The sequence below is a fragment of the Segatella copri genome (assembly GCF_003465495.1).
GTDB classification, from domain to species: Bacteria; Bacteroidota; Bacteroidia; order Bacteroidales; family Bacteroidaceae; genus Prevotella; species Prevotella copri_G.
Map to the genome: position 1 here is coordinate 1 of NZ_QSAV01000002.1, position 23,863 is coordinate 23,863.

Consider the following 23,863-nt stretch of genomic DNA (forward strand, 5'->3'; position numbering starts at 1 on the left):
TACCCAGCTACCTTTGGAAATCATTAAGAATCTGAGCAATTTTTAAAAAACTCAAGTTTCGCATGTAAGCACCACACGCCCCAGGCATCAGAAGAACATCATGTCCCCACACACCCTGGTCTAGGAGCTTTTGGGCCTTCAGCCCGTACTTGAACCACATGCGAAAGTTTAGTCTATAATTTTACAGTTTCTTTTTGATGTTATTTTTCGAAACCGCTGTTTCGGAAATGGTGGTTTCGAATGCAAAGATAATAAAAATGCTTGAATATCAGCTTGTTTGTTTGCTGATTTAAGTTTTTTTTTATTTGTTTGGGAGGTGATTGTGTTTCCGAAACCACAGTTTCGGATACTGATTTTTATCTTCTTTTAAAGTTCTACGAAAAATCAATTCTTTTGATCTTTTCTTTCCTCATTTCTTATTTTTTTTTGCTTTTTCCTTTTCTGTTTCGAAGTTTTGCCGTACTTTTGTACCGGAATAGGAAAGAAAGATAAATAAGATGAATAGACGAAAAATGAAAACTGGGTCAATGGTGATGGTGAAAGCATCATTTCTTGTGGTGGTATTTCCTATGGGAATACTTGCTCCTGCCATTGCCCAGAACGGACAGAACAGGAAACCTCGAAAGAAGCTGAAAGAACTACTGATGATGGCAGATAGCCTGCGACTCCAGTTGCGACAGTCTGCTGATAGGGGACGTATGCTCCAATGGGGCGACTCTCTTCTCATGGCAGAATTGGGTAAGAGCAAAATGAGTGAGAAGAAAAAGCAAAGGTTCATGAAGCATTATGCCAAGATTCAAAGACGATTGAGCCTATACGACCGCCAATTGTTCAGAGGAGATTCACTGTTGGCAGCCAATTATTACAAGATAAAGTATGATACTACCTACATCTCCCGTCCAAATGCCCGATGGACCATTAAACTGAGAGGCAATCTTTCGGGAGCTGATTTGGAAACTACAGCGAAGACGGATGGAACGGAAACGCATACCAAGGTGATGGCAGACTGCCGTGGAACCCTCTCTATGGCAGTGGCTTACCGGGGATTGGGACTTGGATTGGCTGTGAACCCAGCCAAGCTGGCTGGCAAGAATCAGGACTATGAGTTCAACCTCAATTCCTATAGCAACCGCTATGGCTTTGATGTGGTCTATCTCTCGTCCAAGACATTCCATGGTCATCAGGAAATGGGAGGTAGCGAGATAGATATCCATAAGGGAGAAATCTCGCAGAAGGCTCTGAATCTTAATTTCTATTATGCCTTCAACTATCGCAAGTTCTCCTTCCCGGCAGCCTTCAGCCAGAGCTACATTCAGAAGCGAAGTGCCGGAAGTTGGATGGTAGGCGCCAGTTTTGATGGTTCCAAGACGAAGGTGAAGGGGATGACTATCCGCCTTAACGAGTTGGCACTCGGTGCGGGCTATGGATATAATCTCGTTCCATCTTCTCATCTGCTGTTCCATCTGTCAGCCTTGCCAACCATCACGGTATATTCCCACGACTATACCAAGATGAGGGCTGAAGCAGAAGAGGGGAGTAGTGATATAGAAATCCCAACTGTTAAAAACAGCATGAAGTATCATTTCCCGTCTGCCATCATTACCGGTAGAGGTGCAGCCGTGTATTCCTGGCGCAACAAGTTTGCCGGCGCCACTGCTGTTTATAATTTCTCAGTAGCCGGAGACGAGGATCATCTTCAGGTGAAGAGAAATAAATGGCGAGTAAGAATGTTCTTCGGATTCAGGTTCTAGGAATATTCTATAGCAAATTGCATATCAGTTGTTGTGTGGTAACTTTACAAAAACAGAAATGCGGCCGTATTGTGCGGACGCATTTCTTTTTTTATAACATGGCTGCAACTCTGCGAATCTGCTTGAGCTTTTCAACCAAAGCATTATCTTTCCGGGCAGTATGCATATTGTATTTCATCTGCAGTTTCAGGAGAGAATCGGCAGGAATATCCAATGCAGCCTCAAACATCAGAGCTGAATTTGTGGTAACAGGACGTTTGCCATTCAGAATTTCGTTAAGTACGGAATATCCCATACCAATGCTTTCCGCAAATTTTCTTTGCGAAATGCCACGCTCCTCTAATTCATCTTTCAAAACCTCACCAGGGTGAGTTGGGTAAAAACCATCCAATGTCGTTTTCATAATCCTATATGTTTTGTTGGTTGCAAAAATAATGCAAACGAGAGCAATGAAAGCTTGCTTTCAAATTGCCGAGTGCAGCTTTTCTTATGCAAAAATAATGCAAACCGAACGCAGAACAACAAGATTGCTTGATTGTTATGCTGAGGTGCAGCTTATTTTATGCAAAGGTAATACTATATTATTAGTATTCACTATATTTGCGAATATTTTTAGGGATTTTTATCTTATATTGTTATGTCATACCTCATAAATGAACTTTTTTACTTTGTGGACCATTATGGACTTGTTTTATTCAATAATTCTTATTACTTTTGCCCCGAAATATATTGTTTTATGAACTAAAAAAAGAATGATATGAAGAAAAATAGGGGAATCCGCAAAGAAAACTTCGGAAATGTTTGGATGTTATCCGAATTTTTTCTATATTTGCAATCGGTATGCGACTGGGCAAGTTTTTATACTTGTATGAAGTGGCTACCATGCAAAGAAGCAAGAAAATCTTGTGGACACGTGCAGACAATACAGTTCAGTAAGTTGAAATCTGGTAAATTTGAACGTAGAATGAACGGAAGTTATTGTTTGAGCGAGTCTACACCAGTATATGGTGTGGATTCCTCTTTCATATTTTCTTTTCTACGGGTTTTACCAGAGCCTAACTTACAAGAAAGTGTGATATGTAGGAGTTCGCACCATTCTTTTTCTATATGGACAATAACTTAAATACGGAATGCTTATGAGTAAAGATTTTAAGCAAGAAACTCTGTTGGAATCGCAAGCTGAACTCGAACAGGAAAACGAGGAAACAGAAGAGGGATGTCTCTATTCTGCGGCAGTTGCGATATTGCAGGAAAAGACATTTGAGACTCTTGATAATGAAGGATTAGATGAAGCTCTTAGTGTGTTGGACAAATTCTATACGCAGTATGAGGTCGTGAAAGGCTTTCAATACAATTCATTAAAGGCAAGTCTTATATTGAAAGGCTTGAATGCAATGAATAGTATTGGGGAGTTAAGTTCGATTGATGCAAACGCAGCGCAAGCTGAGATAACCGAGCTCATTTCCCTGATAGAGAATGAAGAGGATGTTGATGCTGATTATCTTTCCTCTTTACTTGAAACTTACAAGGATGAACTTGAACAACTGAAAGCAAAATTCGCATTTGTACATGATTTCAATGAAGTGGATGAGAAGATACAAGAGTTACGTACACCAGAGAAGATTATTACCGACTCGAAGGTGAATGATGCAAAGAAAGCTTTGGCTCTTTGGGATGATTTCTATAAGAGAAATGAAATGGACGTAGATGATGCTTACTTTGAAAAAGCTGCAAGCATCTACAATGCTCTCTTCTATGCTTTGACCATCCATAAGAATGAGTTGGAAAGTCTTTCCGAGTCTCAGCTCTCTCATTACTCCTATGCTGTCAAGAGTTGTATCGCAAATGCAATTAAGTATTGTGAGCATGAGGATAGTAAGGATGAATGGCTTGCTTTGCAAGAACGTATTAGTGAGCAGGTTGAGGAGTTAAAGAAATTGCATGAGGAAAAATAAATGCATAACTTAAAATAGAATTTAAAATGGAAAAGGAAACAAAAACAAAAGTTTGGAATGGCATCAAAGAGGGTGTACATTTCGTAGGTGCTGTAGCAGGTACAATTATAGCCGTAGCAGGAGCAGCTAAAGTATTGAGAAAAGGTAAATGACAAAAACTTGTTCTTTTTTAAAGGGCAAGAATTAAGACGGTAAGCTAATGTGTAGAATGAGAAGTTCTAGTGCTATTAATTGTTTTTGTAATTTAACTAAATGTACAGCAAATGAAATGTTATTATTGTCATAAAGATTTAGGCTTCTTTTCAGAGCACAAGTGTAATAATTGTGGTAAGCCGATGTGCAAAAAATGCAGAGTTAAAGTTAACTATGATGATTATGCATGTAAGTTGTTGATGAAGATTGAACCTTCATTTTCATATCCTGAACCAATTCAATTTTCTTATTTTAGTATTCATCTTTTTTATGAATTATGTAAGGAATGTGCTGGAGTTTATGAAAAAAAAGTAGCTAATATGAGACGTGCTATAGATGCGGATAATGATGATATAGAGCTTGTATCAAATAACTATAATGGAGAGCGCTATCGTAGTCTGACAAAAGTGCAAAAAATATCATCTAGTTTTTACAGAGATAGATATGATGCGGAAGAAGAAATCAAAACAATGGCTAAATACTTAGGATGTACTCATATTGTTAATCTAAGATGGCGTAGTGACACTGGTGAGGAAGAAGGTCCAAAGGGAGGAACACATATCTATACTGTATGGCAAGCTATAGGATATGCAGCAAAATAAAAGTGTTTTTTTAAAAAGTAAAAATTATGTTTGACAAAAGTAGTAGAAAAATGTTTTCCACTTGCGTTAGTAAGATGAAAAGCGGAATGGAGATTCAGCAAGATGCTGTAACGTTGTGGCTGGAGAAGAACCAGACAAGAGTTAATCCACATGATGCAAAGCCTAATATTATAAAGGCTTGTGGTCAATGGTATGGTTAAATGAAATATAACATGGTAGGTCTATAAAGTTGAACGATTTTATGGACCTAAGTGTTAGCTAAACTAAAATCTCTATCATGAATACGGCATTAGAATATAGTAGGAGAATATATGTTTCAACTAATTTTAGTTGTAACCTTAATTGTGTGTATTGTTTTGAGAAGAATAAGAATGATATAGAATTTGATGTAGATGAAGCGGTCTCTATCTTGGAAAAAATGTTGATGGAGAAAACTGAACATGGAACTAAGATAAAGCTTCATGGAGGTGAACCTTTTTTAGTGTTCCCTAAGATAAAACAATTATGTGAAACTCTTTGGAAGAAACAATTTCCCGAATATTATCATTTTAGTGTGACAACTAATGGTACGCTGATTCATGGTGAAATAAAGAGATGGTTGTATGAGAATCGAGATAAGATAACTTTGAAACTGAGCTTAGATGGTAACAGAAAATCTCATAATATAAATCGCTCTAATTCTTTTGATAAGATTGATTTGGATTTTTTTGTTCAGACCTGGAAGGATGTTAGGCTTAATATGGTTATCACACCAGCAACGTTGTTATATGTTGCTGAAAATGTAAAGTACTTACATTCGCAAGGCTTCAATCAAATATATTCTCGTTTTTCTTTAATGACAGATTGGAAAAAATGTCATTTGGAAAAGGAGTTTTATCACCAAATGTTGAATTTGGCTCAGTTTTATTTGGATAATCCAACTATAGTACCTTGCGAGTTCTTTAGTTATGACATATCGTGGACTTTGGCAGACGAAAGTTTTACGGCTCTATGTAACATAGGTAATTGTCGAGCTTTCGACTTTCAGACAAGAAAATATTATCCATGCCATATGTGTTTTCCGTCTGTTTGTGGTGAAAAAAAATCAAGTGAATTAGAACATATAGAGATGAAGGAAGACAATGAGCATAAAGAAGAATGTTGTATTCATTGCCCTTTCATCAATATATGCAAGACTTGTTATGCCGAGAATTATATCATGCGTGGTTCTGTTTCTCGTCGAGATACATCATTGTGTGGTTATCAAAAGATAGTCTTTGTGGTTCTATTTAAGTACGAGTATGCACGTATTATGAAATTAGAATCCCCTACACTTCATGATGTGAGTAAGATGCAGGCAATACAGAAATGGTATCCAATGATAAAACTAATAGAGGAGAATTTGATAAATGGATAGAACGTATATAGATAGTCAGTCTTCTAGCTTCTATAATGATATGTTAAAGAAGTGTATGGGTAAAGGTCATAAGACTCCGAAGTATCTTTTCAATCCAAGAATAACCGAGGAGTGGAAAGAAGGGGGAACTTTGGTTGTTGGTATCAATCACTGGTGCCCAAATGAAGGCTGTGAACACTATGAGGACTGTGTCGTAAATTGTAATAGTAAAGAATATGATAAAAATTGCGACTGGGCTGTGAGTGAGGTTGATGGGACTGTGCAATATGATTTGCGATATACTACCTATGAAGCTTTCAACTGTTATTTAGAGCATTTCCCTGGCTATGAATGTTTTAAGGAGTTCTTGCTATATATAACGGGAACACAAGATTGTATGGAACCAGATGAGCAAAGAAAATATTGGAACCATCTTGCTTTCTATAATTACATTCAACATTTTACAAAGATGAGCCTTACTCATACAAGTATGTATGGGGTAGAAGAGGCGTTGTCTAAAAAAGAGGATGATGATTTTAAGGCTTTTTTGGATGTTCTGCATGACCTGAAACCTAAGCTCGTAATTGTATGGCATAAAGATATAAAGAATCTTCTGTTACGAAAAATAAAGGAAGGAAAAATGCCTACAGGAAGAAACTTACAGTTGGTTGATGATCTAGGTGTTCCAACCAAGAGTATGTTCAGATTTGTGTATAATGAAAAAAAGTCGCAGAAGACAGATACGGCTATTATTCAATTTACTAAGACTTTTGAACAAAAGTATGGACGTATAGGGGAGCTTTCGACAGAGCAAGTTGTATTAAGGCTTCTTAGATGGAATATGTTCAAGACAGAAGAAGATTTGGCTTTACTTACTCAACTTTCAGTTCTTTCTGATGATTTGAAGAATATGTTGGAATTTGTTGAGTGTTTTGCTTGGGATTCGGATGTGTTGAGCTATTTGGTTAGTCGAATTCAAGAGCAGTTAGGTATTAACCAGGTCTTGGAGAATGTACCTTATAACATCCTGCATTATAAAGATGATATTGTTTATTCTAATGTGCAGTTACAGCCTTATCGTGATATGCAGGTGCGTCCTCTTGTTGGTCTTTATCCACAAGATTGTTCTCATTATTCCTTAAAGAAATATGAGGAGAAGGACTTGTTAGCGTTTACTGGTCTTTCCTTTGATGGATTACGTAGTAAAACTTTTATCGATGAAAATGTGCTGGCGAAAGGCTTTGTCGTTTATATAGGTGAGGAACATCCTGTTTCCGAGGCTTTCTTCAAACACTTATTTGATGGAAAGTTAGATAAAGGGAGCTTTTCTATGATAATAATGAAAAGTAGTGAAGAAAATGATAATAGATACCTTGGTATTCTAAAGGATTCTAATAGACTTTGTACAATAAAATCAAAGGCTATAGGGAATGAAGCTTATCTTTATATAAAATTATTCAATACCCCAAAAGATAATTGTCAAGTTATAATAGAGGGTAAAGATCGTCGTATATCTAATCGTAGGTTGGCAAGCCTTATTCCTTCAAAATTAAATGTTAGTAGTTATGATAAGGTAGAATTAGAGCATAAGGTCATTGAGACAGGAACGCAACAGCTTGCAATGGAGAAACAAATTAAGCAGTTGGTAGAAGAAAAGATTGACGCAAATAAATATATTGTTGGGCAACTTACAAGGGTCATAAATAATGCATATAGATGTGGCTTACTATCAATAGAACCTAATAAAACGATAGTCTATAAGAGTGGTTTCGGGCTTAAAAAATGTTTCAATATGTTTTGTCGTGGAGTATATGATAAAATATTGAGTAATTATAAAGGGAAAAGAGGGGCGGTGATAAAGTGTCTCTTCGGGCATACATATGTGGATAAAGTGTCATATTCTAAAACTAAAAAAGAATTAATAAGTTCTAAATTGGAGGTTCAGGTCAAGTTAATAGAATTATGCATTAATTCTTCAAAAAAGGCAGATTTTGAAGATGCTTTTGAAAGAATAAAAAAATAAATAATTATAAGTATTTGATAGTTAAACAGTTAGAAAATTGTGTGGATAATAAGCGTGGCAAGTTCTTTAGAAATTTGCTACGCTTATTTGTTTTTTATACTTTTGCACCAGAGTTAGTTAACGAAGTGGTTCTATGATAGCCTATAGGCAGTTTGAATGACTTCAAGTAATAAACTATTAAATTTGAATTAATTATGGTGACATAGCAAATCTCATTTCAATTATGAAGTTGATTCTTCACACCTTGCGAATGTGGAAATTTGATAAGGGCGGATACTGAAGATGATTAGTTTTGTAAGTCAATACTAAAGATATTAGGCTTCCTGCTATTCTTTTGTTTCCCCCAGGTCTTTCCACAACCAGCAAGGAACAAAAGGTAGTAAGGAAGCCTGCCTGCGTTTATGCAAATTTGCTTCCAAAGTTTATTAATCCATAAAAATATAAGAAAATGGATAGAATAGTTAATAAAATTGCAGGTCTAGGAGTACCTGGTATAATGTTAATGGTAGCAATCTCTATGACAGGATTGAGTGGTGCAGCAGCAATAACAGCAGCGTTGGCGCTGCTTGGTCCTGGGGGAATGCTTGGTGGAATTGCCTTCTTGTTGTTGGCTGGTGCGATAACTTCAGCTTTAACAGAGTTTGGCTTTGATGCCTTGTTTAAGGCAGTAATTAAGAAACTCTATAAGAATGGTGAAACCAAAGAAACTATTAGAAGGAAAATCGAGAAAGGACCTTGGTCAAAGAAACTTAAGGCAAAGGCTATCTCTGATTTGGGTAAACTTTAGTATAAACCTTTAATTTCACAAAACAATGAGTGACGATAGAACAATTTTTGATCTCTCGGAAGAAGAGTACGAGGATTATGAGAACAATCCTGAGAATTGGGAAGAAGTGACGGAGAATACTAATCAAGATGCTCTTGACATGATGTTCCCCAATGGAATGGAAGATGATTAGGTGTCATAAAAGCTTCAGCCAAGCTGTTGGAAGTCTTGGCTGAAGCATCGAAATAAACCTGAGGTTTACTTTGTAAAATCATGATGGATTATGAATCAGATTATTATTCAAAACAATCAGATTGTGCTACGAGCTTTGGACAAATATTTGTTGAAAGATAATCGGTTTTCACGATTCTATTTGCAAAAGCAGAAATTTTCTAAAGCAAGAGCCTTTCGGAAGCAATCTGATTATTTAAACAATTTAATTAAAACTATTATGGCAACAACAAAAAGAAGCTTTGAAGCTAAAGTGATTGAGGTTAAGAATTTATCAACAGGTAAATATTTGCGTTATGTAAATATGAATAATGGTGAAGAGGGGATTGTTCCTGAATGGTGTATCACAAGTTTTGTGGTATTGCCTAATGAGTGTATAGATTCTGACGGACATGTAGTCGTTGGAACGATTCTGAAACTACGTGAAATGGAGGATGGAAAAATCTATCCAAGTACAAGCTATCAACATAGAGCAAATCCTTTGCAAAAACCATCGGTTCCTGCTAAGGCGAAGAAGATGAGCAAAGAGAGTTTATACGAAGATGCTCAATTATATCAATCGGTATCCCTTGATGAGTTGTGGAACATGTTTGCGGACAAATTGAGAAAAAATGAACTGACTGTAGATGCAATACTTCAGGCTATGGATGTGAAGAGTAAGTCCTCAGAAAAGGAGCAAAGTGCATACCTTGGAACATTGCTGGGGGTAAATTCGGTAGATTTAGGAAAGCAAGAAAACTTTCATCGTGAATTTAAAAGCTCATTTATGCACAGTGCCAATCCTCTTCGTAGTGAACGAAGTTTCCAAAATCAGCAGATATTTAAAGAGATTGTAGCATTTGGCAATAGTCATGAGATGGGTGATGTGTATGTTGGAGTAGGGAATGATGGTACAATACGTGGTGTTGAAGATGAACTATTGAATGAGGCACCTTTTGAAAATCGTGCAGATTTTCAGGCTGACTTCATGAATCAGCTGAGCCAAGCGATAGACAATTATTCGTTTGTATCTCAAATCAAAATGATTTGGTACAAAACGATTGAAGGTAAGTTGTTCTGCCGAATCTCTATCCCTAAATGGGAGGGTGGCATTATTCTTTTGAATGGCTGTGAACTATATGTACGTGGAGATGCTGGTAAAAAACAATTGAAGAATGCTGATTTGATTAATTATGTATTAACGTGTTACCAGAAAAAGGTAGCATAAGAACCTTTTGAAAGGAGGACTTTTTAGTTGAACGCTTAAAAAATATAATGGTTATGTAAGTGTATTGTGAGTAATAACAAATAAAAGATAGAAATTATGGAAAAGAATATCAAGAAAAGAGTGTGTAGGTTGGCATTGGTATTGAGTGCCATGCTGGTAGTGTTATTTGGCTATTGGTTCTTCTTGAACCCTCATGGCTATTGGCAAAAGCAGAAAGAAGCTGAAAAAAATGAATACATGGAAAAGCAAATGCTTTGGCGGAAGTCGGAGAAGATGACAATGCAACAGATGTTGTCGGACATGACGCTAATGGCTAAGGGGGATTCTGTCAAGGTTTGTTGGCTAACCGGTCTCTCGCTTTCTGTTTATCGTGACTTCATTCATGGCACAGCGCACCCTACAAGGAATGCTTGGGCTGAGATGAGATATTGGTATATGTCTTTTCTCACCAATGGCAGAGAATGGATGGAGGAAAGAATTGAGAAGAGAATTTGTAAAAGTTTAATCTTCGTAGAATCAAGTCGATTTCAGGTGCAGAAGGATTCCTTGAAGGATTATCTCAATGAGAAACCTACTCATACGGAGATTGAATATGATAAGATGTATCCAGCTTTTGGTAAGCCTACTGATAAAGAGTTTGAAGATTGGAGAAAAGAGTATAAACGATTTCAATTGTTCTAAGGGGTATGAATGTAAAGATAAGATTGGTGTTGGCTGTAGTTTTAGCCTTGTGTTTCTTGGGTTTGTCTATAGGAGCACTAGATGTGGTGCCCAAACATATAGAAGATAGATTCTATGTTGTGGGTGTGGAAGGTAAATGGTCGAATTTAGTTTCCCTCTTGTTCTATGTCATGGCTGTAATGTGTGGCTTTTATGGTTGGTTAGTGTTTAGACATATAAAATATAAAAGAAGATATGGATAGAATTTTGGGGTATCTAGCTATGGTCTACATCTTTTTGCCCTGGCGACCGATAGTTGTATTGGTGGCAGCGATACTGTTTGTCAACATCAATGGTACGGAATTGTATGGATGGCAAGCTGGTTTGGCGCATGGATTGTTCTTCCTGCCTAATCTGGTGAGGCATCTCTTTGACGGTGATGTCCTTTTCAAGGCTACCAATTGTACTACTGGTTATCTTGTTGCCTGGTGGATAGCTACAGTTGGCTCTTGTATCGGTTGGCTCGTTGATGCAACCTTCTCTTTTATGAAGGCATCGGTATTTGTAGGTAGTGATAAAGAATAAATAAATATAAATACGATGAATATTGTTTCATTATTCTAAAATATGAGTAGCAACATTTTCTTTCAACCCTTCGTTGGCAAGGATTATGCCTACGGGGGGATATTCGGCAAGCGAATCATGATATTGGGCGAGAGCCATTATTGTGATGAGAGTTGTACGGATTGTGGCGACTGCCAGCTACATAGCGAGTGTATGAACTTTACGCAGCAGGTGCTTGATGATTATCTCAATGAGAACAAGGAACGGCAGAACTGGATGCGGACTTTCCTGAAGTTTGAGCGTTCGTTAGTGGGTGAGGAGACCAATCAAGCGATGAGGCTGAAGATTTGGAACTCGGTCATCTTCTTCAACTATCTGCAAGTGGCGATGGGTGGTCCTCGCGAGGCTGGCACAGCCGAACAATATCACCAGGCTGGCAAGGCTTTCTTCGAGGTCATCGAAAAGTACCAACCTGAGTATATCATCGTATGGGGCAAGAGGCTTTGGAATAATCTTCCTAATGTAGGCTGGCAAGATGGCGACGACATCGTAGTGGATGGTTATCCTGTTGCTACAGGTGCTTATCTTCTGAGTAATGGCAAGCTGGTGAAAGTGATGGCGGTGAATCATCCTTCCGTAGGATACTCCTGGGACTATTGGTACAAGGTGATACAAAGATTTTTGAGATAATTTTCTCGCTTGCGTCACGATTTGACACACCCAACCTGTACCTTTGCACCTGTAAACATAAAACAAGGAATTATGGCACAGATTACAATCAATATCCAGACTTTGGACTGGACAATGGGAGAGACCGTAGGCTTGCACTTGATGCTGAAGAAAGGCAGCAAGGCAAGAATCGCTTGGGGCGATGGAAAGGTACAGGTCGTGACAGGTAAACAGAAACCTGCTTCCGAAAAGTTGGCTTGGGTGGAGGCAGGTCATGCCTATCCGGAGAAGGGCATGTACTACACCATTACCATCTGTTCGGAAGAGGAGGATGCCATTATCGGATTTGATGGATGTGGCATGTTCGAGGTGAAAACCTTGGATGTGATTCTCACGGAATGTCCTAACTTGCGTATCTTGGGCTATTCTGGGTATGGCGAGGAGAAACTCGACGTGAGCAAGAATCCTTTGCTGGAGTTCATCGACTTCCACGAGATAAGAAACGAGAAATTGGATTTCTCTGCCAATCCTCTCTTGGAGGAGTTGCATATTGACGGAGCCAAAGATTTGGTGTCTTTGAATTTGAGCAAGAACGACAAGTTGCGTCGCTTGGACATCTTCATGTGTCACAATCTCCAGCATCTTGCCTTGAGCAATCAGTCGCAGCTGAATGAGGTGGATTTCGCTCTCACTCATCTCCGTCCCAAGGACCTGGAGTATTTGGAGAAGACGTTGAAGCGAAACTCTCCCTACAAAATACGGGGAGGAAGCTTTGGCGATGATAAGATAATAGAAGTTAGTAATGGTGAAATCGTAGGTGAAGATGAAGGAAAATTGGATTCAACTTATCGATACAATTGAGAAAGATCCGTTTGAAACGGAGGCTTTCTTCGCTTTGATGGAGTATGTGGGCGAAGCGTCGGATGATGACAAGCGCAGAGTTGTACAAGAAGTAGAGCGTCGCATCAAGATGATTGCCCGTTATGATGCGGACAAGAGTTTCCGCTTCCGTAAGTTTAGCGAACAGGAGCGGGAGGTGCTTGATTCCCTTTGGAGTACTCGGGTAAAGATTCTCAATGTGATGATGTTAAATCCTACAGAGGAAGAAATTGAGCGTTTGGGACATCAGAACGATAAACTTCATGAACTGTCGAAGGATGCCTTTGCGCAAGGTCGCAACCTCTGGAAGTCTTTGTTGCACTCACCGAGCTTGATGGCAAACGAGGATTATTATGATGTGGAGGAGCACGTTGATTTCAGTTGGAATGATGAGGATTCCGTCCTCAAGATGGATAATGATGACTATTATGGCTCAGACTTCGAGTATATGCTCCATTTTCATTGCAATTTTAGGGATAGTGGGCGGTATTCGTATGGGGAATCTTTAGTGGCTGATGATGGGACCAACTGGAATTTGGATTATCTCGACAATCAGGCTTTCGACAGATTTTGCATCTGCCATCTCCTTCACTCGCTCCATAGTCATGAGCATTACTCTTTGCCAGACATCCTCCGTATGGATGATTTTTGGACGGATGTCAGCTTGAGATATGAGCGAGAGGTGTATCAATGGAAAAAAGGAAACGTGTTTTTTATACATGAAGAAAATGGAAAAGGAATGGATGAAACTGATAGATGATGTAGAGAACGACCGTAGCCATAATACTGATCCTTACTTCAAAGTTCTAGACTTTATAAGAGAAAAGTCAACGATAGAGGACAAGCGTGCCATCATACAAGATGTGGAACGTCGTATCAAGAAGGTGGTGAATCGGGAGGATAATAATCCAGATGGGTTCTTCCGTAACTTCAGTGATACGGAGCGGGATTTGCTGGACGATTTGCTCGGGCTTCGTGAGGTGACGCTCGACGAGATGATGCTTCATCCTACTGCTGCCGAGGTGGAACGATTGAGCCAGTTGAACGACAAACTCTACAAACTCACCTTGGAGTGTTTTGAGCAGTGCCGTAACCTTTGGCTTACGCTCTACCGTTCGCCATACAAGGTGGACGACCGTTTCTGCTACGACTTGGACAGTACGCTTCGATTCGAGTATGCTGACAAAGACTCGGTCTTGCATCTGGAGAATGATGACTATTACGGTTCCGACTTCGACTATATGATTCATCTGACAGATGAGTTGCTCAGTACAGGACATTGCAAGATGGATACCATCGTGAATGGTGCGTCTGCCAACTTTTTCGACAACGAAGAGGATACGTTGAGAGAGTTGACTGATACGCTCGACGATGGCACGTCGTGGGCGGAAGGCTATCTGCACAACAAGGCGTACGACCATTTGTGTATCTGTTATGCGATGCATGCCTTGCATACTCATGAGCCTTGGTGCCTGCCAGATATTCTTCGTATGGATGACTTCACGGTGAGCGTGGAACTGAAATACGACCGCAATATATCCGAACAGCGAGATATTCGTTATGCTGATGATGGAAATGAAACTGATCCTCATTGGCCTGAGAATGTGCCTTGCTTGGATAGAACACAAAAAGGATGAGACCTTGACATAATAAAACAAGAAGTTTAACGTCATATATAAAAAATAGAAGATTATGAAGTTAGCAGAAGCATTGAGCATCAGAGCCGACTTGCAGAAGAAAGTGGCTCAACTGAAAGAACGTATCAAGGAGAGCGCCAAGGTACAGGAGGGCGATGAGCCTTGCGATAACGTGGAGGAACTGTACAAGGAACTGGACGAAGCACTCGTTCAGTTGGAAGATCTGGTTTATCGTATTAACATCACCAACGTTCAGATAGTTCAGGACGGAGACTCCTTGACTCGATTGATAGCCAAGAGAGACGTCTTGTCGATGCGTGTCAAGGCATTGAAAGAGGTGGTGAACTACGTAGCTGCCAACGATACTCGCTTTGGCAGAAACGAACTGAAATATGTTAGAACCATAGATATAAAGGCTCTTCGTAAGGAGGCTGATACCTATGCCAAGCAGTATCGGGAGCTCGACCTGAAAATTCAGAGTTTGAACTGGACTGTAGATTTGGTAGATTTGCAAGACTTGCCCCGATAATGGAGCGAGGATTGAAATTTTCATTGAGTAGATTAAAATTTTTGGAGAAAAGATAGAGGCAGCAAGAGGCTGACATCAGGCAATAGGTCTGTGTTAGCATTATTAAAAATTCATGTGTTTCATGCAAAGAGACGAGTTTGTTCACAGTTCATTTCAAGCATCGGGCACAAGTGTATCGCGCATTGGTATATGACAAAAGTCAGAAACGTCAGCATTTAGCATTACCATTTTGTTGGCTATCTTTTCTCCTCTTTTTAGGCATTTCTTGTAAATATTCATTAGATGTTTAGAGATTATGAACAATCGTGTAAAATTCTATAGTTGGCTGATAGGCCTCTTGGATCGTAAGCATCTTACCTTTGAGGAGATTGCTAATGAGTGGCGTGATGCCAACGCTAATCAGGATGAGGCTGAGCTGGACAAACGTACCTTTCATCGTTATCGTGAAAATATCCAGTCGCAGTTTGGCATTACTGTGGAATGCGACAAGAGCGACGGCTATCGGTATTATCTGAAGCGTGATCCGATCGCTAATGATGATGTGACGGAATGGATGCTGAGTTCCCTGCGGTTGGCTTCGTTAGGTGATATGCTGAAGTTTCATAACAAGGTGATGCTCGATACGCCGCCATACAACACGGAATATCTGGATGATATTCTTGCTGCGATAGATAAGCAATATCTGCTGAAGTTTAAATACGTTTCGGGTTTCGGAGCAGAGAGCGATATCGTGCTACAACCGGCTTTCGTGAGATACTTCAAACAACGGTGGTACGTTGTGGGAGTGAAGAAACAACGTTCGGCGTCCGAAGGGAAAGCCAATTCAAGTGCAGAGGAAGATGTGAGGAAACTCATTAGGGTTCTTCCTTTCGACCGCATCAGTTTTCTGAAGCTTATTTGCGAGAAGCATCCGTTGTCGGCAAAGATGAAGAAGTTCCTGACTCCAGAGAATTATTATGAAGATTGCTTTGGCATCTATCGGATGGAAGATGTGCCGGTGGAGAAAATCCGCATCCGTGCCTTCTATCCGGAATACAATTACATCGAGGAGGTTCCGCTGCACGAGAGTCAGCAGAAAGTGAAGGAGTCGAAAGACGGAATGTATCGGGAATATACCCTCACCATTCACCCCAGCCGTGATTTCCTTCAGGAACTGTTGTGGCATGGCAGAAACCTCATCGTACTGAAGCCTGAGAGTCTGAGGCAGGAGATGATTGGTATCTTAAAGAATATGACGAAGAGTTATGAGACGGGCGAATGTCTGAATGGGGAGGAGTAAAAGAATCCTCAGATCGGGAACACACTGTGTGCCCAATCTGAGGATACGATGATAGTCTCCTTACCAAGATACCTTTCTATCTTGTCGATATATGATTGACGAATAATAGTTGCCATATTTTTAGTTTTTATAACTTATAGATGGTATCGTTTCAATGATATTAAATGCTCGTTGTAACAATTAATCTTCCTTCAGATACCAGTCTTTGATGTAGCCGGAATAATGCTTGGCAAACTCCTCGGCTTGGCCGGGAGCGCAAGCTTTCACCTTCTTGGCTGGAATTCCCGCCCAAATCTCATGTGCAGGAACCTTGGTGCCATGGGTTACTACAGCACCTGCAGCAATAATAGCTCCTTCGCCAATATCAGCCTTATCAAGCACAGTGGCATTCATTCCGATGAGAGCACCTTTCCTAACTGTGGCTCCGTGGACGATGGCACCATGTCCCACAGATACATCATCCTCCAGGATGCAAGGCATCGTACCGGTTTGATGGATGCAGGCGCAATCCTGTACATTCACTCTGTTTCCACATCTGATGGCATCCACGTCAGAGCGCAATACCGCACTATACCAGATGCTGCAGTCATCACCAAGAATACAGTCGCCGGTCAGTACGGCATTCTCAGCGATAAAACAATTCTTTCCCCATTGAGGATTTTTTCCCTTTACTGTCTTTATAATAGCCATATTGAATATATATTTAAATTTGGGTGCAAAGGTAACAAAAATATTGGAATCATACGCAGCATTTTACAGAAAAAGGGTTGCAATCCTCGAAAAGATGGATTGCAACCCTTTATACCTTATTATATATAAGAGTTAAGATAACTCTATCATATATTCAAATGTGGAAGCAAATTACAGCTGAGCCAACTCTACAACCTTATCTACTGCAGCGCTCAAGCCGTCCTTGTTCTTACCGCCAGCCTGAGCATAGTGAGGCTGACCGCCACCGCCGCCCTGAATCAACTTGGCAGCTTCGCGAATCATCTTACCTGCGTTCAAACCGTGATCCTTAACCATATCATCGCTGAACATTACGCTGAGCATAGGCTTGTCGTTATAAACAGAACCTACCACGCAGATCATGTTCTCTGGCAATGCCTCACGAACCTTGAATACCAAATCCTTGGCAGCTGCTGGCTCCATTGGCAATACGGCTGTAACAACCTTCACACCATTGATTTCTTTTGCATTCTCTACAAACTTATCCTTGGCACGCTCCACAGCCTGAGCCTGGAACTTCTCAACATCCTTCTTCAAGGCATCGTGCTCGTCGATGTACTTTCTGATGACACCCTCGAGATCCTTGGCGTTGTTGAACAAGCCCTTCAAGGCTACGATGGTATCCTGCAAGCCGTAGATAGCCTCCTCGCATGCCTTGCCTGTCAAAGCCTCGATACGGCGGATACCGGCTGCTACGCTGCTCTCAGAGATAATCTTGAAGAAACCAATCTTACCAGTGCTCTTGGCGTGAATACCACCACAGAACTCAGCAGATGGACCGAAGCGAACCACACGAACCTTGTCGCCATACTTCTCGCCGAAGAGGGCGATAGCGCCAAGCTCCTTAGCCTCCTCGATAGGAGTATCGCGGTGCTCATCCAATGGATAGTCGGCACGGATCATCTCGTTTACCATGTGCTCTACCTTGCGGAGCTCCTCATCAGTTACCTTCTGGAAGTGAGAGAAGTCGAAACGCAATGTATCCTTATCTACATAAGAACCCTTCTGCTCTACGTGCTCGCCCAAAACCTGCTTCAGGCAGTAGTCGAGCAAGTGGGTAGCTGTATGGTTGGCTGCACTTCCCTCGCGGTTCTCGATATCTACGCAAGCCATGAAGTCAGCGTTTACATCCTTTGGCAACTCCTTTACGATGTGGATGCTCTGGTTGTTCTCGCGCTTGGTGTCGATAACCTGGATGGTCTCATCCTCGCTTACGAGCACACCCTTGTCGCCAACCTGTCCACCCATCTCACCATAGAATGGAGTGTTGTCGAGTACCAACTCATAGAAAGAGTTCTTCTTCTGAGTCACCTTGCGGTAGCGCAGGATGTGGCACTCATATTCTGTATAGTCGTAACCTACGAAGTTCTGGTCACCTTCCTTCAAAACCTCCCAGTCGCCGTTCTCTACAGCAGCAGCATTGCGAGCACGTTCCTTCTGCTTCTTCATCTCCTCGTCGAAGCCTGCAGCATCTACGGTGTAACCTTTCTCACGGCAGATAAGCTCTGTCAGGTCGAGAGGGAAACCATAGGTATCGAAGAGGCGGAATGCGCTCACGCCGTCGAGCTGAGTCTCGCCATGAGCCTTGAGCTCGTCCATATCGCCATTGAGGAGGTTGATACCCTTCTCCAAGGTGCGGAGGAATGAATCCTCTTCCTCTTTCATCACGCGGGTGATGAGCTCCTGCTGAGCTGGCAACTCAGGGAAGGCTGCACCCATCTGCTCTACCAATACATTGACGAGCTTGTACATGAATGCCTGCTTCTGACCGAGGAATGTGTAAGCGTAACGTACGGCACGACGCAAGATACGGCGGATTACGTAACCAGCCTTGGCATTGCTTGGCAACTGACCATCGGCGATAGAGAAGGCTACGGCACGGAGGTGGTCGGCGCAGACACGCATAGCGATGTCGATCTTCTCCTGCTCATCCTTGCCCTCACCATTCTCACCTGTAGGAGTAGTGAAGCCATACTTCTTGCCAGAGATAGCCTCGATTTCCTTGATGATTGGCTGGAAGATATCAGTATCATAGTTAGAGTGCTTGTCCTGCAACATGCGAACCAAGCGCTCGAAGCCCATACCTGTATCGATAACGTGCATTGGGAGTGGTTCGAGAGAACCGTCAGCCTTGCGGTTGTACTGCATGAACACGATGTTCCAGATTTCGATGACCTGTGGGTTATCCTTGTTTACCAACTCACGGCCTGGCACCTGAGCCTTCTCCTCTGGAGTACGAGAATCCACGTGAATCTCTGAGCAAGGACCGCAAGGACCTGTTTCGCCCATCTCCCAGAAGTTGTCGTGCTTGTTACCGTTGATGATGTGGTCGGCTGGCACGTGCTTAGCCCAGTAACCTGCAGCCTCGTTGTCGCGTTCCAGACCTTCCTCCTTGCTACCCTCGAATACGGTAACGTAGAGATCGGCAGGGTTGAGTTTCAAAACTTCAGTAAGATACTCCCATGCCAAATCAATGGCACCCTCCTTAAAGTAGTCGCCGAAGCTCCAGTTACCGAGCATCTCGAACATGGTGTGGTGGTAAGTATCGTGACCCACCTCTTCGAGGTCATTATGCTTACCGCTTACACGGAGACATTTCTGAGTATCAACACGACGAACATCCTTGCCTGGGTCTTTTGTACCGAGGATGATGTCTTTCCACTGGTTCATACCAGCGTTTGTAAACATCAGCGTTGGGTCATCCTTGATAACCATAGGTGCTGATGGAACAATCTTGTGGCCTTTACCTTCGAAGAATTTCTTGAAGGATTCGCGCACTTCATTAGCTGTCATCATATCTTTTTTATATTTATCTTTAATTTCTTTTTCCTGTTTTGGAGAGGGGATTGAGAGTCCTCTCAGAAAATATTTTTGCCCTTAAGGGCATTTTCTTCCGAAAATCTTTGCAAAGATAAGAAGAATTGTTTAATTTTGCAACTAAATTAATTATTTTTGAAATTAAAGACGGAAAAAATGGCAATAATTCCAGATAAAACAACGAAATTGTACTATTCTATCAAGGAAGTAGGTGAAATGTTTGGTCTAAACGACTCTACGTTGAGATATTGGGAAAAGGAGTTCCCTTTTCTCAAACCGAAGGTTGCTGGCAATAAAGTGCGTCAGTATACCGATAAGGATATTGAGCAGGTAAGGCTCATCTACAACCTTATCAAGGTGAAGGGATTGAAGATTGCGGCTGCCCGTAAGTATCTGAACCAAAACAGAACGGGTGCCGAGAAATCTTCTGAAGTTCTCGACACCCTTATTTCTGTAAGAGACCAGCTCAAAGAACTCAAAAGGCAGCTCGATGGACTGGTTTAGTAACTTTGGACTTTATGATTAGCTAGGGTTACCACGCTTCTTCGCCGAAGACATTCTTGATGGTAACTTTAGCTGCTTCTTTCTTGGTGAGCTGGCGGCTCCAGGCTACGCGACCCTTGGTTGCAGCACCTGCACCGTGGTTGTTATATTCGCTGTAGCGGGCTGTCTGTTCGTTGCTCTGCTTGCCCCAGTTGTGCCATCCTTCTGGACGGATGTGGCTGCCCATTTCGCAATTCATGAAGAGGGTAGCTGCATAAGGGCGCCATGGACGGCCCAGATAAACCTTGTCTACACCCGGTTCGGCGGTAAGCTTGCACTTGTTGAATACATAGCCATATTCCTGACCGGCAGGACTGGAGGCGGCTGTGATGTAGCTGTTAGCCTTACTGCGAATCTCACAATTCTCAAACCATGCTCTTCCCGGACCAAAGATGAAATCGGTGGTTCCTTCGATGTAGCAATCATAGAAGGCTGAACGGTTGTTAGCTATACCTGTATAAACGGTATCCTGATTGCCCAGCAGACGGCAGTTCTGAACCAGGATATGATCGCCTTCAAGATGCAGGGAGACAGCCTGTCCCAGTTTGGCAGCATTGTTCTCGATGGTGATGTTCTTCAGGGTGATGTAACTGCCCTGTACCTTCAGGGTATAAGTGCGGAATGTGCCCATCGGTTTACCCTTTACAGCAGCTTCTGAATCGAGTCCACCTACAGGCATCTTGATGTTGGCATGATCGTCCCATGTGATGATAGTGTTATCACGGTCTTCACCACAGATGGTGATGTTGGTGAGCCATGAAGGGAGGATGAGTTTCTCCTTGTATACGCCTTTCTTTACGTAGATTACCTTGCTGTAATCCATGAAAGCACGACATACTTCGATGGCTTCGTCGATGGTGCGGAATTCGCCGGTACCATCACGGGATACTACAATCGTGTCGGGGTTGTCATACTTGTTGGCTGCTGCCAGAGGCAACAGGGTCAACATCATTAAAAATGATAAGAATAATTTTTTCATATTGTTTTTAAGCTTGTTGTTTTGAATCTGTTTTTATAAGATGTTGAAATCTGTATGATTTCATAGAGAATCGCCGGATTTTAAAATCCGGCGATTCTCTATTATTTATCTTTTCTTTATTATCATAAACTCCTAAGTTACAGGATTCTCTGTACTTCCTGCAGATCATCAATATTCCGGAGTTGGTTCATAATGGTCTTAACTTCTTCGCGGTCGTGAACACGGAGTTCGATGGTTCCGTCGAAGATACCGTTATCACTACTGATTGTTATCTTGTGGATATTGATGCCTAACTGGTCACTAATCACCTTACTTACATCCAACAGCATGCCCTTACGGTCGATACCCTTGATTTCGATGGTAGCATCGAAGAGTATCTGCTTGTGCATATCCCATTTGGCATCTACGATGCGGTTGCCGAAACTGGACTTCAGTTTGGCTGCTATGCTGCAAGAGCGCTTATGGATTTCGATGCGGTTCTTGTTGTCGATAAAGCCCATAACGTCATCGCCAGGAATCGCATGGCAGCAGCTAGGGAAGATAAACTGGTTGATATTCTCCTCGGTCAGGATGAGTGGCTTCTTTTTGTTGAAGTCTTTGCCCACCACGAAAAGATCCTGAGGCTTCACGATGCCTTTTTCTTGAGCCTTCTCCTTGCTCTTGCCCAGGAATGGGATATAATTGCGCCAGCTGCTGGCCTGTTGTTTCTTAGGCTTGCCCTGCAACTCATCGAAATCTTTATCGCCTAGGATAATCTGATGGTCTCCCAATGACTGGAAGAGGGTTTCAGGCTTCTGGATATTATGAAAATCGCATAGGCGGTCTACCACCGATGCACTCATCTCGATGCTGTTCTTCTTGAGCCATTCGGTGAGTATGTTTTCTCCCTTCTTCTGAACCTCTCGTGAATCGCGGCGCAAGATGGCCAGAATCTTGCTCTTTGCTTTGGCTGAACTGACGAAGTTTACCCATTCTTCCTGTACATGCTGGCTCTTGGAAGTAAGAATCTCAACCTGGTCGCCACTTTGCAGCTTATGGCTCAGCGGAACCAGCTTATGGTTTACCTTGGCTCCGATGCAGTGGCTGCCCAGGAAGGTATGAATCTGGAAGGCGAAGTCGAGGGCAGTACAGCCTGCCGGCATCGTCTTGATTTCTCCCTTTGGAGTGAAGACGAAGATTTCTGAAGCATAGAGGTTCAGCTTGATGGCATCGAGGAAGTCCATGGCATCCGGCTGCGGATCGTCCAGAATCTCCTTGATGGTGCTGAGCCAGTCGTTCAGTTCGTTCTCATCTTCTGTATATTCACCTTCGTTTCCTTCTTTGTATTTCCAGTGGGCAGCAAACCCCTTTTCTGCTACCTCGTCCATACGGTCGGAACGGATCTGCACTTCTATCCATCTTCCCTGCTTACTCATTAGGGTAACGTGGAGTGCCTGATAACCGTTTGCTTTCGGATGGTTCAACCAGTCGCGCAGACGGTCTGGATGGCTCTTGTAGATTTTGCTGATGGCTACGTAGATATTGAAGCATTCGTTTACTTCGTTTGCTCTCACCTTTGGCGTAAAGATGATGCGCACAGCAAGAATGTCGTAAATCTCATCGAAGGTAACGTGCTTGTTCTGCATCTTGTTCCAAATAGAATAAGGGCTCTTCACACGTGCTTTGATTTTGTATTCTACGCCTAACTTGTCGAGTTCTTCGCGGATAGGTGCAGTAAAACTCTCGAAGAGGGTATCTCGCTGCGATTCGGTATCGGCAAGTTTATGCTCAATATTGGCATACTCCTGTGGATGGTCGTAGCGGAAGCTGAGGTCTTCGAGTTCGGTCTTGATTTTGTTCAAGCCCAATCGGTTGGCGAGAGGTGCATAAATATACAAGGTTTCGCCCGCAATCTTGTATTGTTTGTTGGCCGGTTGCGATTCCAGCGTGCGCATGTTGTGCAGGCGGTCGCAAATCTTGATAAGGATAACACGGATGTCATCGCTCATAGTGAGCAACAGTTTTTTGAAGTTTTCTGCCTGTGCTGATGCCTTATCGCCGAAGATTCCACCACTGATCTTGGTGAGTCCATCAACGATTTGTGCCACCTTGGCTCCAAAGATGTTTGAGATATCTTCTACTGTGTAGTCGGTATCTTCTACCACATCATGAAGCAGTGCGGCACAGATGCTCGTTGAGCCGAGCCCCATCTCCTCGCAGGCTATCTGAGCCACGGCGATAGGGTGCATGATATATGGTTCGCCCGAGAGGCGGCGCACACCTTTGTGCGCCTGTCTGGCGAAGTTGAATGCCTTGGTCACTATATCTACCTTCTTGCGGTGTCGCGAACTCAGGTAGGTGTCAAGCAGGTGTTGAAAGGCATCGCCAATCAACTGGTTATCAGCCTGCTCTCTTTCGAGGTCTTTCAAGTTCTGGTCATCCATAGTGGGTCCCTCCAATAAATAATGTTCTTAATTAGACTGAAAGAACTACAGCA

The 23,863-nt window shown here is 42.0% G+C and carries 24 protein-coding genes; 19 read left to right on the plus strand and 5 right to left on the minus strand.

The features are described 5' to 3' along the window. Window positions 1-497 precede the first annotated feature (497 nt). Complete coding sequence (locus DWV53_RS00590) at window positions 498-1,751, plus strand: DUF4421 family protein (protein WP_118150934.1); 1,254 nt, start codon at window positions 498-500, stop codon at window positions 1,749-1,751. 91 nt (window positions 1,752-1,842) lie between these two features. Here DWV53_RS00590 and DWV53_RS00595 read toward each other — a convergent pair whose 3' ends face one another. Then, the gene (locus DWV53_RS00595; protein WP_118150936.1) at window positions 1,843-2,154 is read right to left on the minus strand and encodes a HigA family addiction module antitoxin; all 312 of its coding nucleotides are present in this window, start codon (window positions 2,152-2,154) and stop codon (window positions 1,843-1,845) included. Between the two features lie 733 nt (window positions 2,155-2,887). Here DWV53_RS00595 and DWV53_RS00605 point away from each other — a divergent pair. The 17 genes from DWV53_RS00605 (at window position 2,888) to DWV53_RS00675 (ending at window position 16,319) form a co-directional block, all read left to right on the plus strand. Continuing rightward, window positions 2,888-3,706, plus strand: coding sequence for a hypothetical protein (locus DWV53_RS00605; RefSeq protein WP_147468708.1), 819 nt, complete (start codon window positions 2,888-2,890; stop codon window positions 3,704-3,706). Window positions 3,707-3,732: 26 nt separating this feature from the next. Then, entirely contained in the window at window positions 3,733-3,858 is a 126-nt protein-coding gene (locus DWV53_RS16025; protein ID WP_259318877.1) for a hypothetical protein, read from the plus strand. A gap of 237 nt (window positions 3,859-4,095) precedes the next feature. Continuing rightward, the gene (locus tag DWV53_RS00610) at window positions 4,096-4,500 is read left to right on the plus strand and encodes a hypothetical protein (RefSeq protein WP_181992368.1); all 405 of its coding nucleotides are present in this window, start codon (window positions 4,096-4,098) and stop codon (window positions 4,498-4,500) included. Between the two features lie 277 nt (window positions 4,501-4,777). Further along, window positions 4,778-5,896, plus strand: coding sequence for a radical SAM protein (locus DWV53_RS00615; RefSeq protein WP_118150944.1), 1,119 nt, complete (start codon window positions 4,778-4,780; stop codon window positions 5,894-5,896). Window positions 5,897-5,951: 55 nt separating this feature from the next. Then, entirely contained in the window at window positions 5,952-7,898 is a 1,947-nt protein-coding gene (locus tag DWV53_RS00620) for a hypothetical protein (RefSeq protein WP_220431992.1), read from the plus strand. Window positions 7,899-8,346: 448 nt separating this feature from the next. Beyond that, a complete protein-coding gene (locus tag DWV53_RS00625; protein ID WP_118150948.1) occupies window positions 8,347-8,685 on the plus strand; it encodes a hypothetical protein in 339 nt (112 codons plus the stop codon). 25 nt (window positions 8,686-8,710) lie between these two features. After that, on the plus strand, window positions 8,711-8,857 hold the full coding sequence (locus DWV53_RS15560) for a hypothetical protein (RefSeq protein WP_181992369.1): 147 nt from the start codon (window positions 8,711-8,713) through the stop codon (window positions 8,855-8,857). Between the two features lie 90 nt (window positions 8,858-8,947). Next, window positions 8,948-10,102 (plus strand): AlbA family DNA-binding domain-containing protein, encoded by a 1,155-nt coding sequence (locus tag DWV53_RS00630; RefSeq protein ID WP_118150950.1) that lies wholly within the window; start codon window positions 8,948-8,950, stop codon window positions 10,100-10,102. A 96-nt stretch (window positions 10,103-10,198) separates the two neighbouring features. After that, complete coding sequence (locus DWV53_RS00635) at window positions 10,199-10,783, plus strand: hypothetical protein (protein ID WP_118150952.1); 585 nt, start codon at window positions 10,199-10,201, stop codon at window positions 10,781-10,783. Window positions 10,784-10,788: 5 nt separating this feature from the next. Further along, complete coding sequence (locus DWV53_RS00640; RefSeq protein WP_118150954.1) at window positions 10,789-11,025, plus strand: hypothetical protein; 237 nt, start codon at window positions 10,789-10,791, stop codon at window positions 11,023-11,025. After that, window positions 11,018-11,347, plus strand: a complete 330-nt coding sequence (locus DWV53_RS00645) for a hypothetical protein (protein ID WP_118150956.1) — start codon at window positions 11,018-11,020, stop codon at window positions 11,345-11,347. The genes DWV53_RS00640 and DWV53_RS00645 overlap by 8 nt, the downstream gene beginning before the upstream one ends. A gap of 42 nt (window positions 11,348-11,389) precedes the next feature. After that, window positions 11,390-12,016 carry a hypothetical protein gene (locus DWV53_RS00650; protein ID WP_147468711.1) on the plus strand — a complete coding sequence of 209 codons (627 nt, stop codon included), beginning with the start codon at window positions 11,390-11,392 and terminating at the stop codon, window positions 12,014-12,016. Between the two features lie 72 nt (window positions 12,017-12,088). Continuing rightward, window positions 12,089-12,856, plus strand: a complete 768-nt coding sequence (locus DWV53_RS00655) for a hypothetical protein (protein WP_118150959.1) — start codon at window positions 12,089-12,091, stop codon at window positions 12,854-12,856. Next, a complete protein-coding gene (locus DWV53_RS00660) occupies window positions 12,819-13,634 on the plus strand; it encodes a hypothetical protein (protein ID WP_118150961.1) in 816 nt (271 codons plus the stop codon). The genes DWV53_RS00655 and DWV53_RS00660 overlap by 38 nt, the downstream gene beginning before the upstream one ends. Next, window positions 13,603-14,511, plus strand: a complete 909-nt coding sequence (locus DWV53_RS00665) for a hypothetical protein (RefSeq protein WP_118150963.1) — start codon at window positions 13,603-13,605, stop codon at window positions 14,509-14,511. The genes DWV53_RS00660 and DWV53_RS00665 overlap by 32 nt, the downstream gene beginning before the upstream one ends. Before the next feature lie 55 nt (window positions 14,512-14,566). Then, window positions 14,567-15,040, plus strand: coding sequence for a DIP1984 family protein (locus DWV53_RS00670; RefSeq protein ID WP_118150965.1), 474 nt, complete (start codon window positions 14,567-14,569; stop codon window positions 15,038-15,040). A gap of 295 nt (window positions 15,041-15,335) precedes the next feature. Then, window positions 15,336-16,319: a helix-turn-helix transcriptional regulator gene (locus DWV53_RS00675; RefSeq protein ID WP_118150967.1), complete on the plus strand. Its 984-nt coding sequence runs from the start codon at window positions 15,336-15,338 to the stop codon at window positions 16,317-16,319. Between the two features lie 180 nt (window positions 16,320-16,499). Here DWV53_RS00675 and DWV53_RS00680 read toward each other — a convergent pair whose 3' ends face one another. Next, entirely contained in the window at window positions 16,500-17,009 is a 510-nt protein-coding gene (locus tag DWV53_RS00680) for a gamma carbonic anhydrase family protein (RefSeq protein WP_118150969.1), read from the minus strand. A gap of 171 nt (window positions 17,010-17,180) precedes the next feature. Further along, a complete protein-coding gene (alaS, locus tag DWV53_RS00685; RefSeq protein WP_118150970.1) occupies window positions 17,181-19,844 on the minus strand; it encodes an alanine--tRNA ligase in 2,664 nt (887 codons plus the stop codon). Between the two features lie 177 nt (window positions 19,845-20,021). Between alaS and DWV53_RS00690 the strand changes: the two genes are divergently transcribed. Continuing rightward, window positions 20,022-20,369 carry a MerR family transcriptional regulator gene (locus DWV53_RS00690; RefSeq protein WP_118150972.1) on the plus strand — a complete coding sequence of 116 codons (348 nt, stop codon included), beginning with the start codon at window positions 20,022-20,024 and terminating at the stop codon, window positions 20,367-20,369. A 28-nt stretch (window positions 20,370-20,397) separates the two neighbouring features. Here the strand turns inward: DWV53_RS00690 and DWV53_RS00695 are convergent, their stop codons facing one another. Next, on the minus strand, window positions 20,398-21,387 hold the full coding sequence (locus DWV53_RS00695) for a pectinesterase family protein (protein WP_118139814.1): 990 nt from the start codon (window positions 21,385-21,387) through the stop codon (window positions 20,398-20,400). Between the two features lie 137 nt (window positions 21,388-21,524). After that, window positions 21,525-23,810, minus strand: a complete 2,286-nt coding sequence (locus tag DWV53_RS00700; RefSeq protein ID WP_118150974.1) for a RelA/SpoT family protein — start codon at window positions 23,808-23,810, stop codon at window positions 21,525-21,527. Between the last annotated feature and the right edge of the window lie 53 nt (window positions 23,811-23,863).

What these genes read in the sequence shown, in the direction of transcription:
- DWV53_RS00590 (WP_118150934.1), top strand. Translation starts at nt 498, where the DNA reads ATGAATAGACGAAAAATGAAAACTGGGTCAATGGTGATGGTGAAAGCA.
- DWV53_RS00595 (WP_118150936.1), bottom strand. Translation starts at nt 2,154, where the DNA reads ATGAAAACGACATTGGATGGTTTTTACCCAACTCACCCTGGTGAGGTT.
- DWV53_RS00605 (WP_147468708.1), top strand. Translation starts at nt 2,888, where the DNA reads ATGAGTAAAGATTTTAAGCAAGAAACTCTGTTGGAATCGCAAGCTGAA.
- DWV53_RS16025 (WP_259318877.1), top strand. Translation starts at nt 3,733, where the DNA reads ATGGAAAAGGAAACAAAAACAAAAGTTTGGAATGGCATCAAAGAGGGT.
- DWV53_RS00615 (WP_118150944.1), top strand. Translation starts at nt 4,778, where the DNA reads ATGAATACGGCATTAGAATATAGTAGGAGAATATATGTTTCAACTAAT.
- DWV53_RS00620 (WP_220431992.1), top strand. Translation starts at nt 5,952, where the DNA reads ATGGGTAAAGGTCATAAGACTCCGAAGTATCTTTTCAATCCAAGAATA.
- DWV53_RS00625 (WP_118150948.1), top strand. Translation starts at nt 8,347, where the DNA reads ATGGATAGAATAGTTAATAAAATTGCAGGTCTAGGAGTACCTGGTATA.
- DWV53_RS15560 (WP_181992369.1), top strand. Translation starts at nt 8,711, where the DNA reads ATGAGTGACGATAGAACAATTTTTGATCTCTCGGAAGAAGAGTACGAG.
- DWV53_RS00630 (WP_118150950.1), top strand. Translation starts at nt 8,948, where the DNA reads ATGAATCAGATTATTATTCAAAACAATCAGATTGTGCTACGAGCTTTG.
- DWV53_RS00635 (WP_118150952.1), top strand. Translation starts at nt 10,199, where the DNA reads ATGGAAAAGAATATCAAGAAAAGAGTGTGTAGGTTGGCATTGGTATTG.
- DWV53_RS00640 (WP_118150954.1), top strand. Translation starts at nt 10,789, where the DNA reads ATGAATGTAAAGATAAGATTGGTGTTGGCTGTAGTTTTAGCCTTGTGT.
- DWV53_RS00645 (WP_118150956.1), top strand. Translation starts at nt 11,018, where the DNA reads ATGGATAGAATTTTGGGGTATCTAGCTATGGTCTACATCTTTTTGCCC.
- DWV53_RS00650 (WP_147468711.1), top strand. Translation starts at nt 11,390, where the DNA reads ATGAGTAGCAACATTTTCTTTCAACCCTTCGTTGGCAAGGATTATGCC.
- DWV53_RS00655 (WP_118150959.1), top strand. Translation starts at nt 12,089, where the DNA reads ATGGCACAGATTACAATCAATATCCAGACTTTGGACTGGACAATGGGA.
- DWV53_RS00660 (WP_118150961.1), top strand. Translation starts at nt 12,819, where the DNA reads ATGAAGGAAAATTGGATTCAACTTATCGATACAATTGAGAAAGATCCG.
- DWV53_RS00665 (WP_118150963.1), top strand. Translation starts at nt 13,603, where the DNA reads ATGGAAAAGGAATGGATGAAACTGATAGATGATGTAGAGAACGACCGT.
- DWV53_RS00670 (WP_118150965.1), top strand. Translation starts at nt 14,567, where the DNA reads ATGAAGTTAGCAGAAGCATTGAGCATCAGAGCCGACTTGCAGAAGAAA.
- DWV53_RS00675 (WP_118150967.1), top strand. Translation starts at nt 15,336, where the DNA reads ATGAACAATCGTGTAAAATTCTATAGTTGGCTGATAGGCCTCTTGGAT.
- DWV53_RS00680 (WP_118150969.1), bottom strand. Translation starts at nt 17,009, where the DNA reads ATGGCTATTATAAAGACAGTAAAGGGAAAAAATCCTCAATGGGGAAAG.
- alaS (WP_118150970.1), bottom strand. Translation starts at nt 19,844, where the DNA reads ATGATGACAGCTAATGAAGTGCGCGAATCCTTCAAGAAATTCTTCGAA.
- DWV53_RS00690 (WP_118150972.1), top strand. Translation starts at nt 20,022, where the DNA reads ATGGCAATAATTCCAGATAAAACAACGAAATTGTACTATTCTATCAAG.
- DWV53_RS00695 (WP_118139814.1), bottom strand. Translation starts at nt 21,387, where the DNA reads ATGAAAAAATTATTCTTATCATTTTTAATGATGTTGACCCTGTTGCCT.
- DWV53_RS00700 (WP_118150974.1), bottom strand. Translation starts at nt 23,810, where the DNA reads ATGGATGACCAGAACTTGAAAGACCTCGAAAGAGAGCAGGCTGATAAC.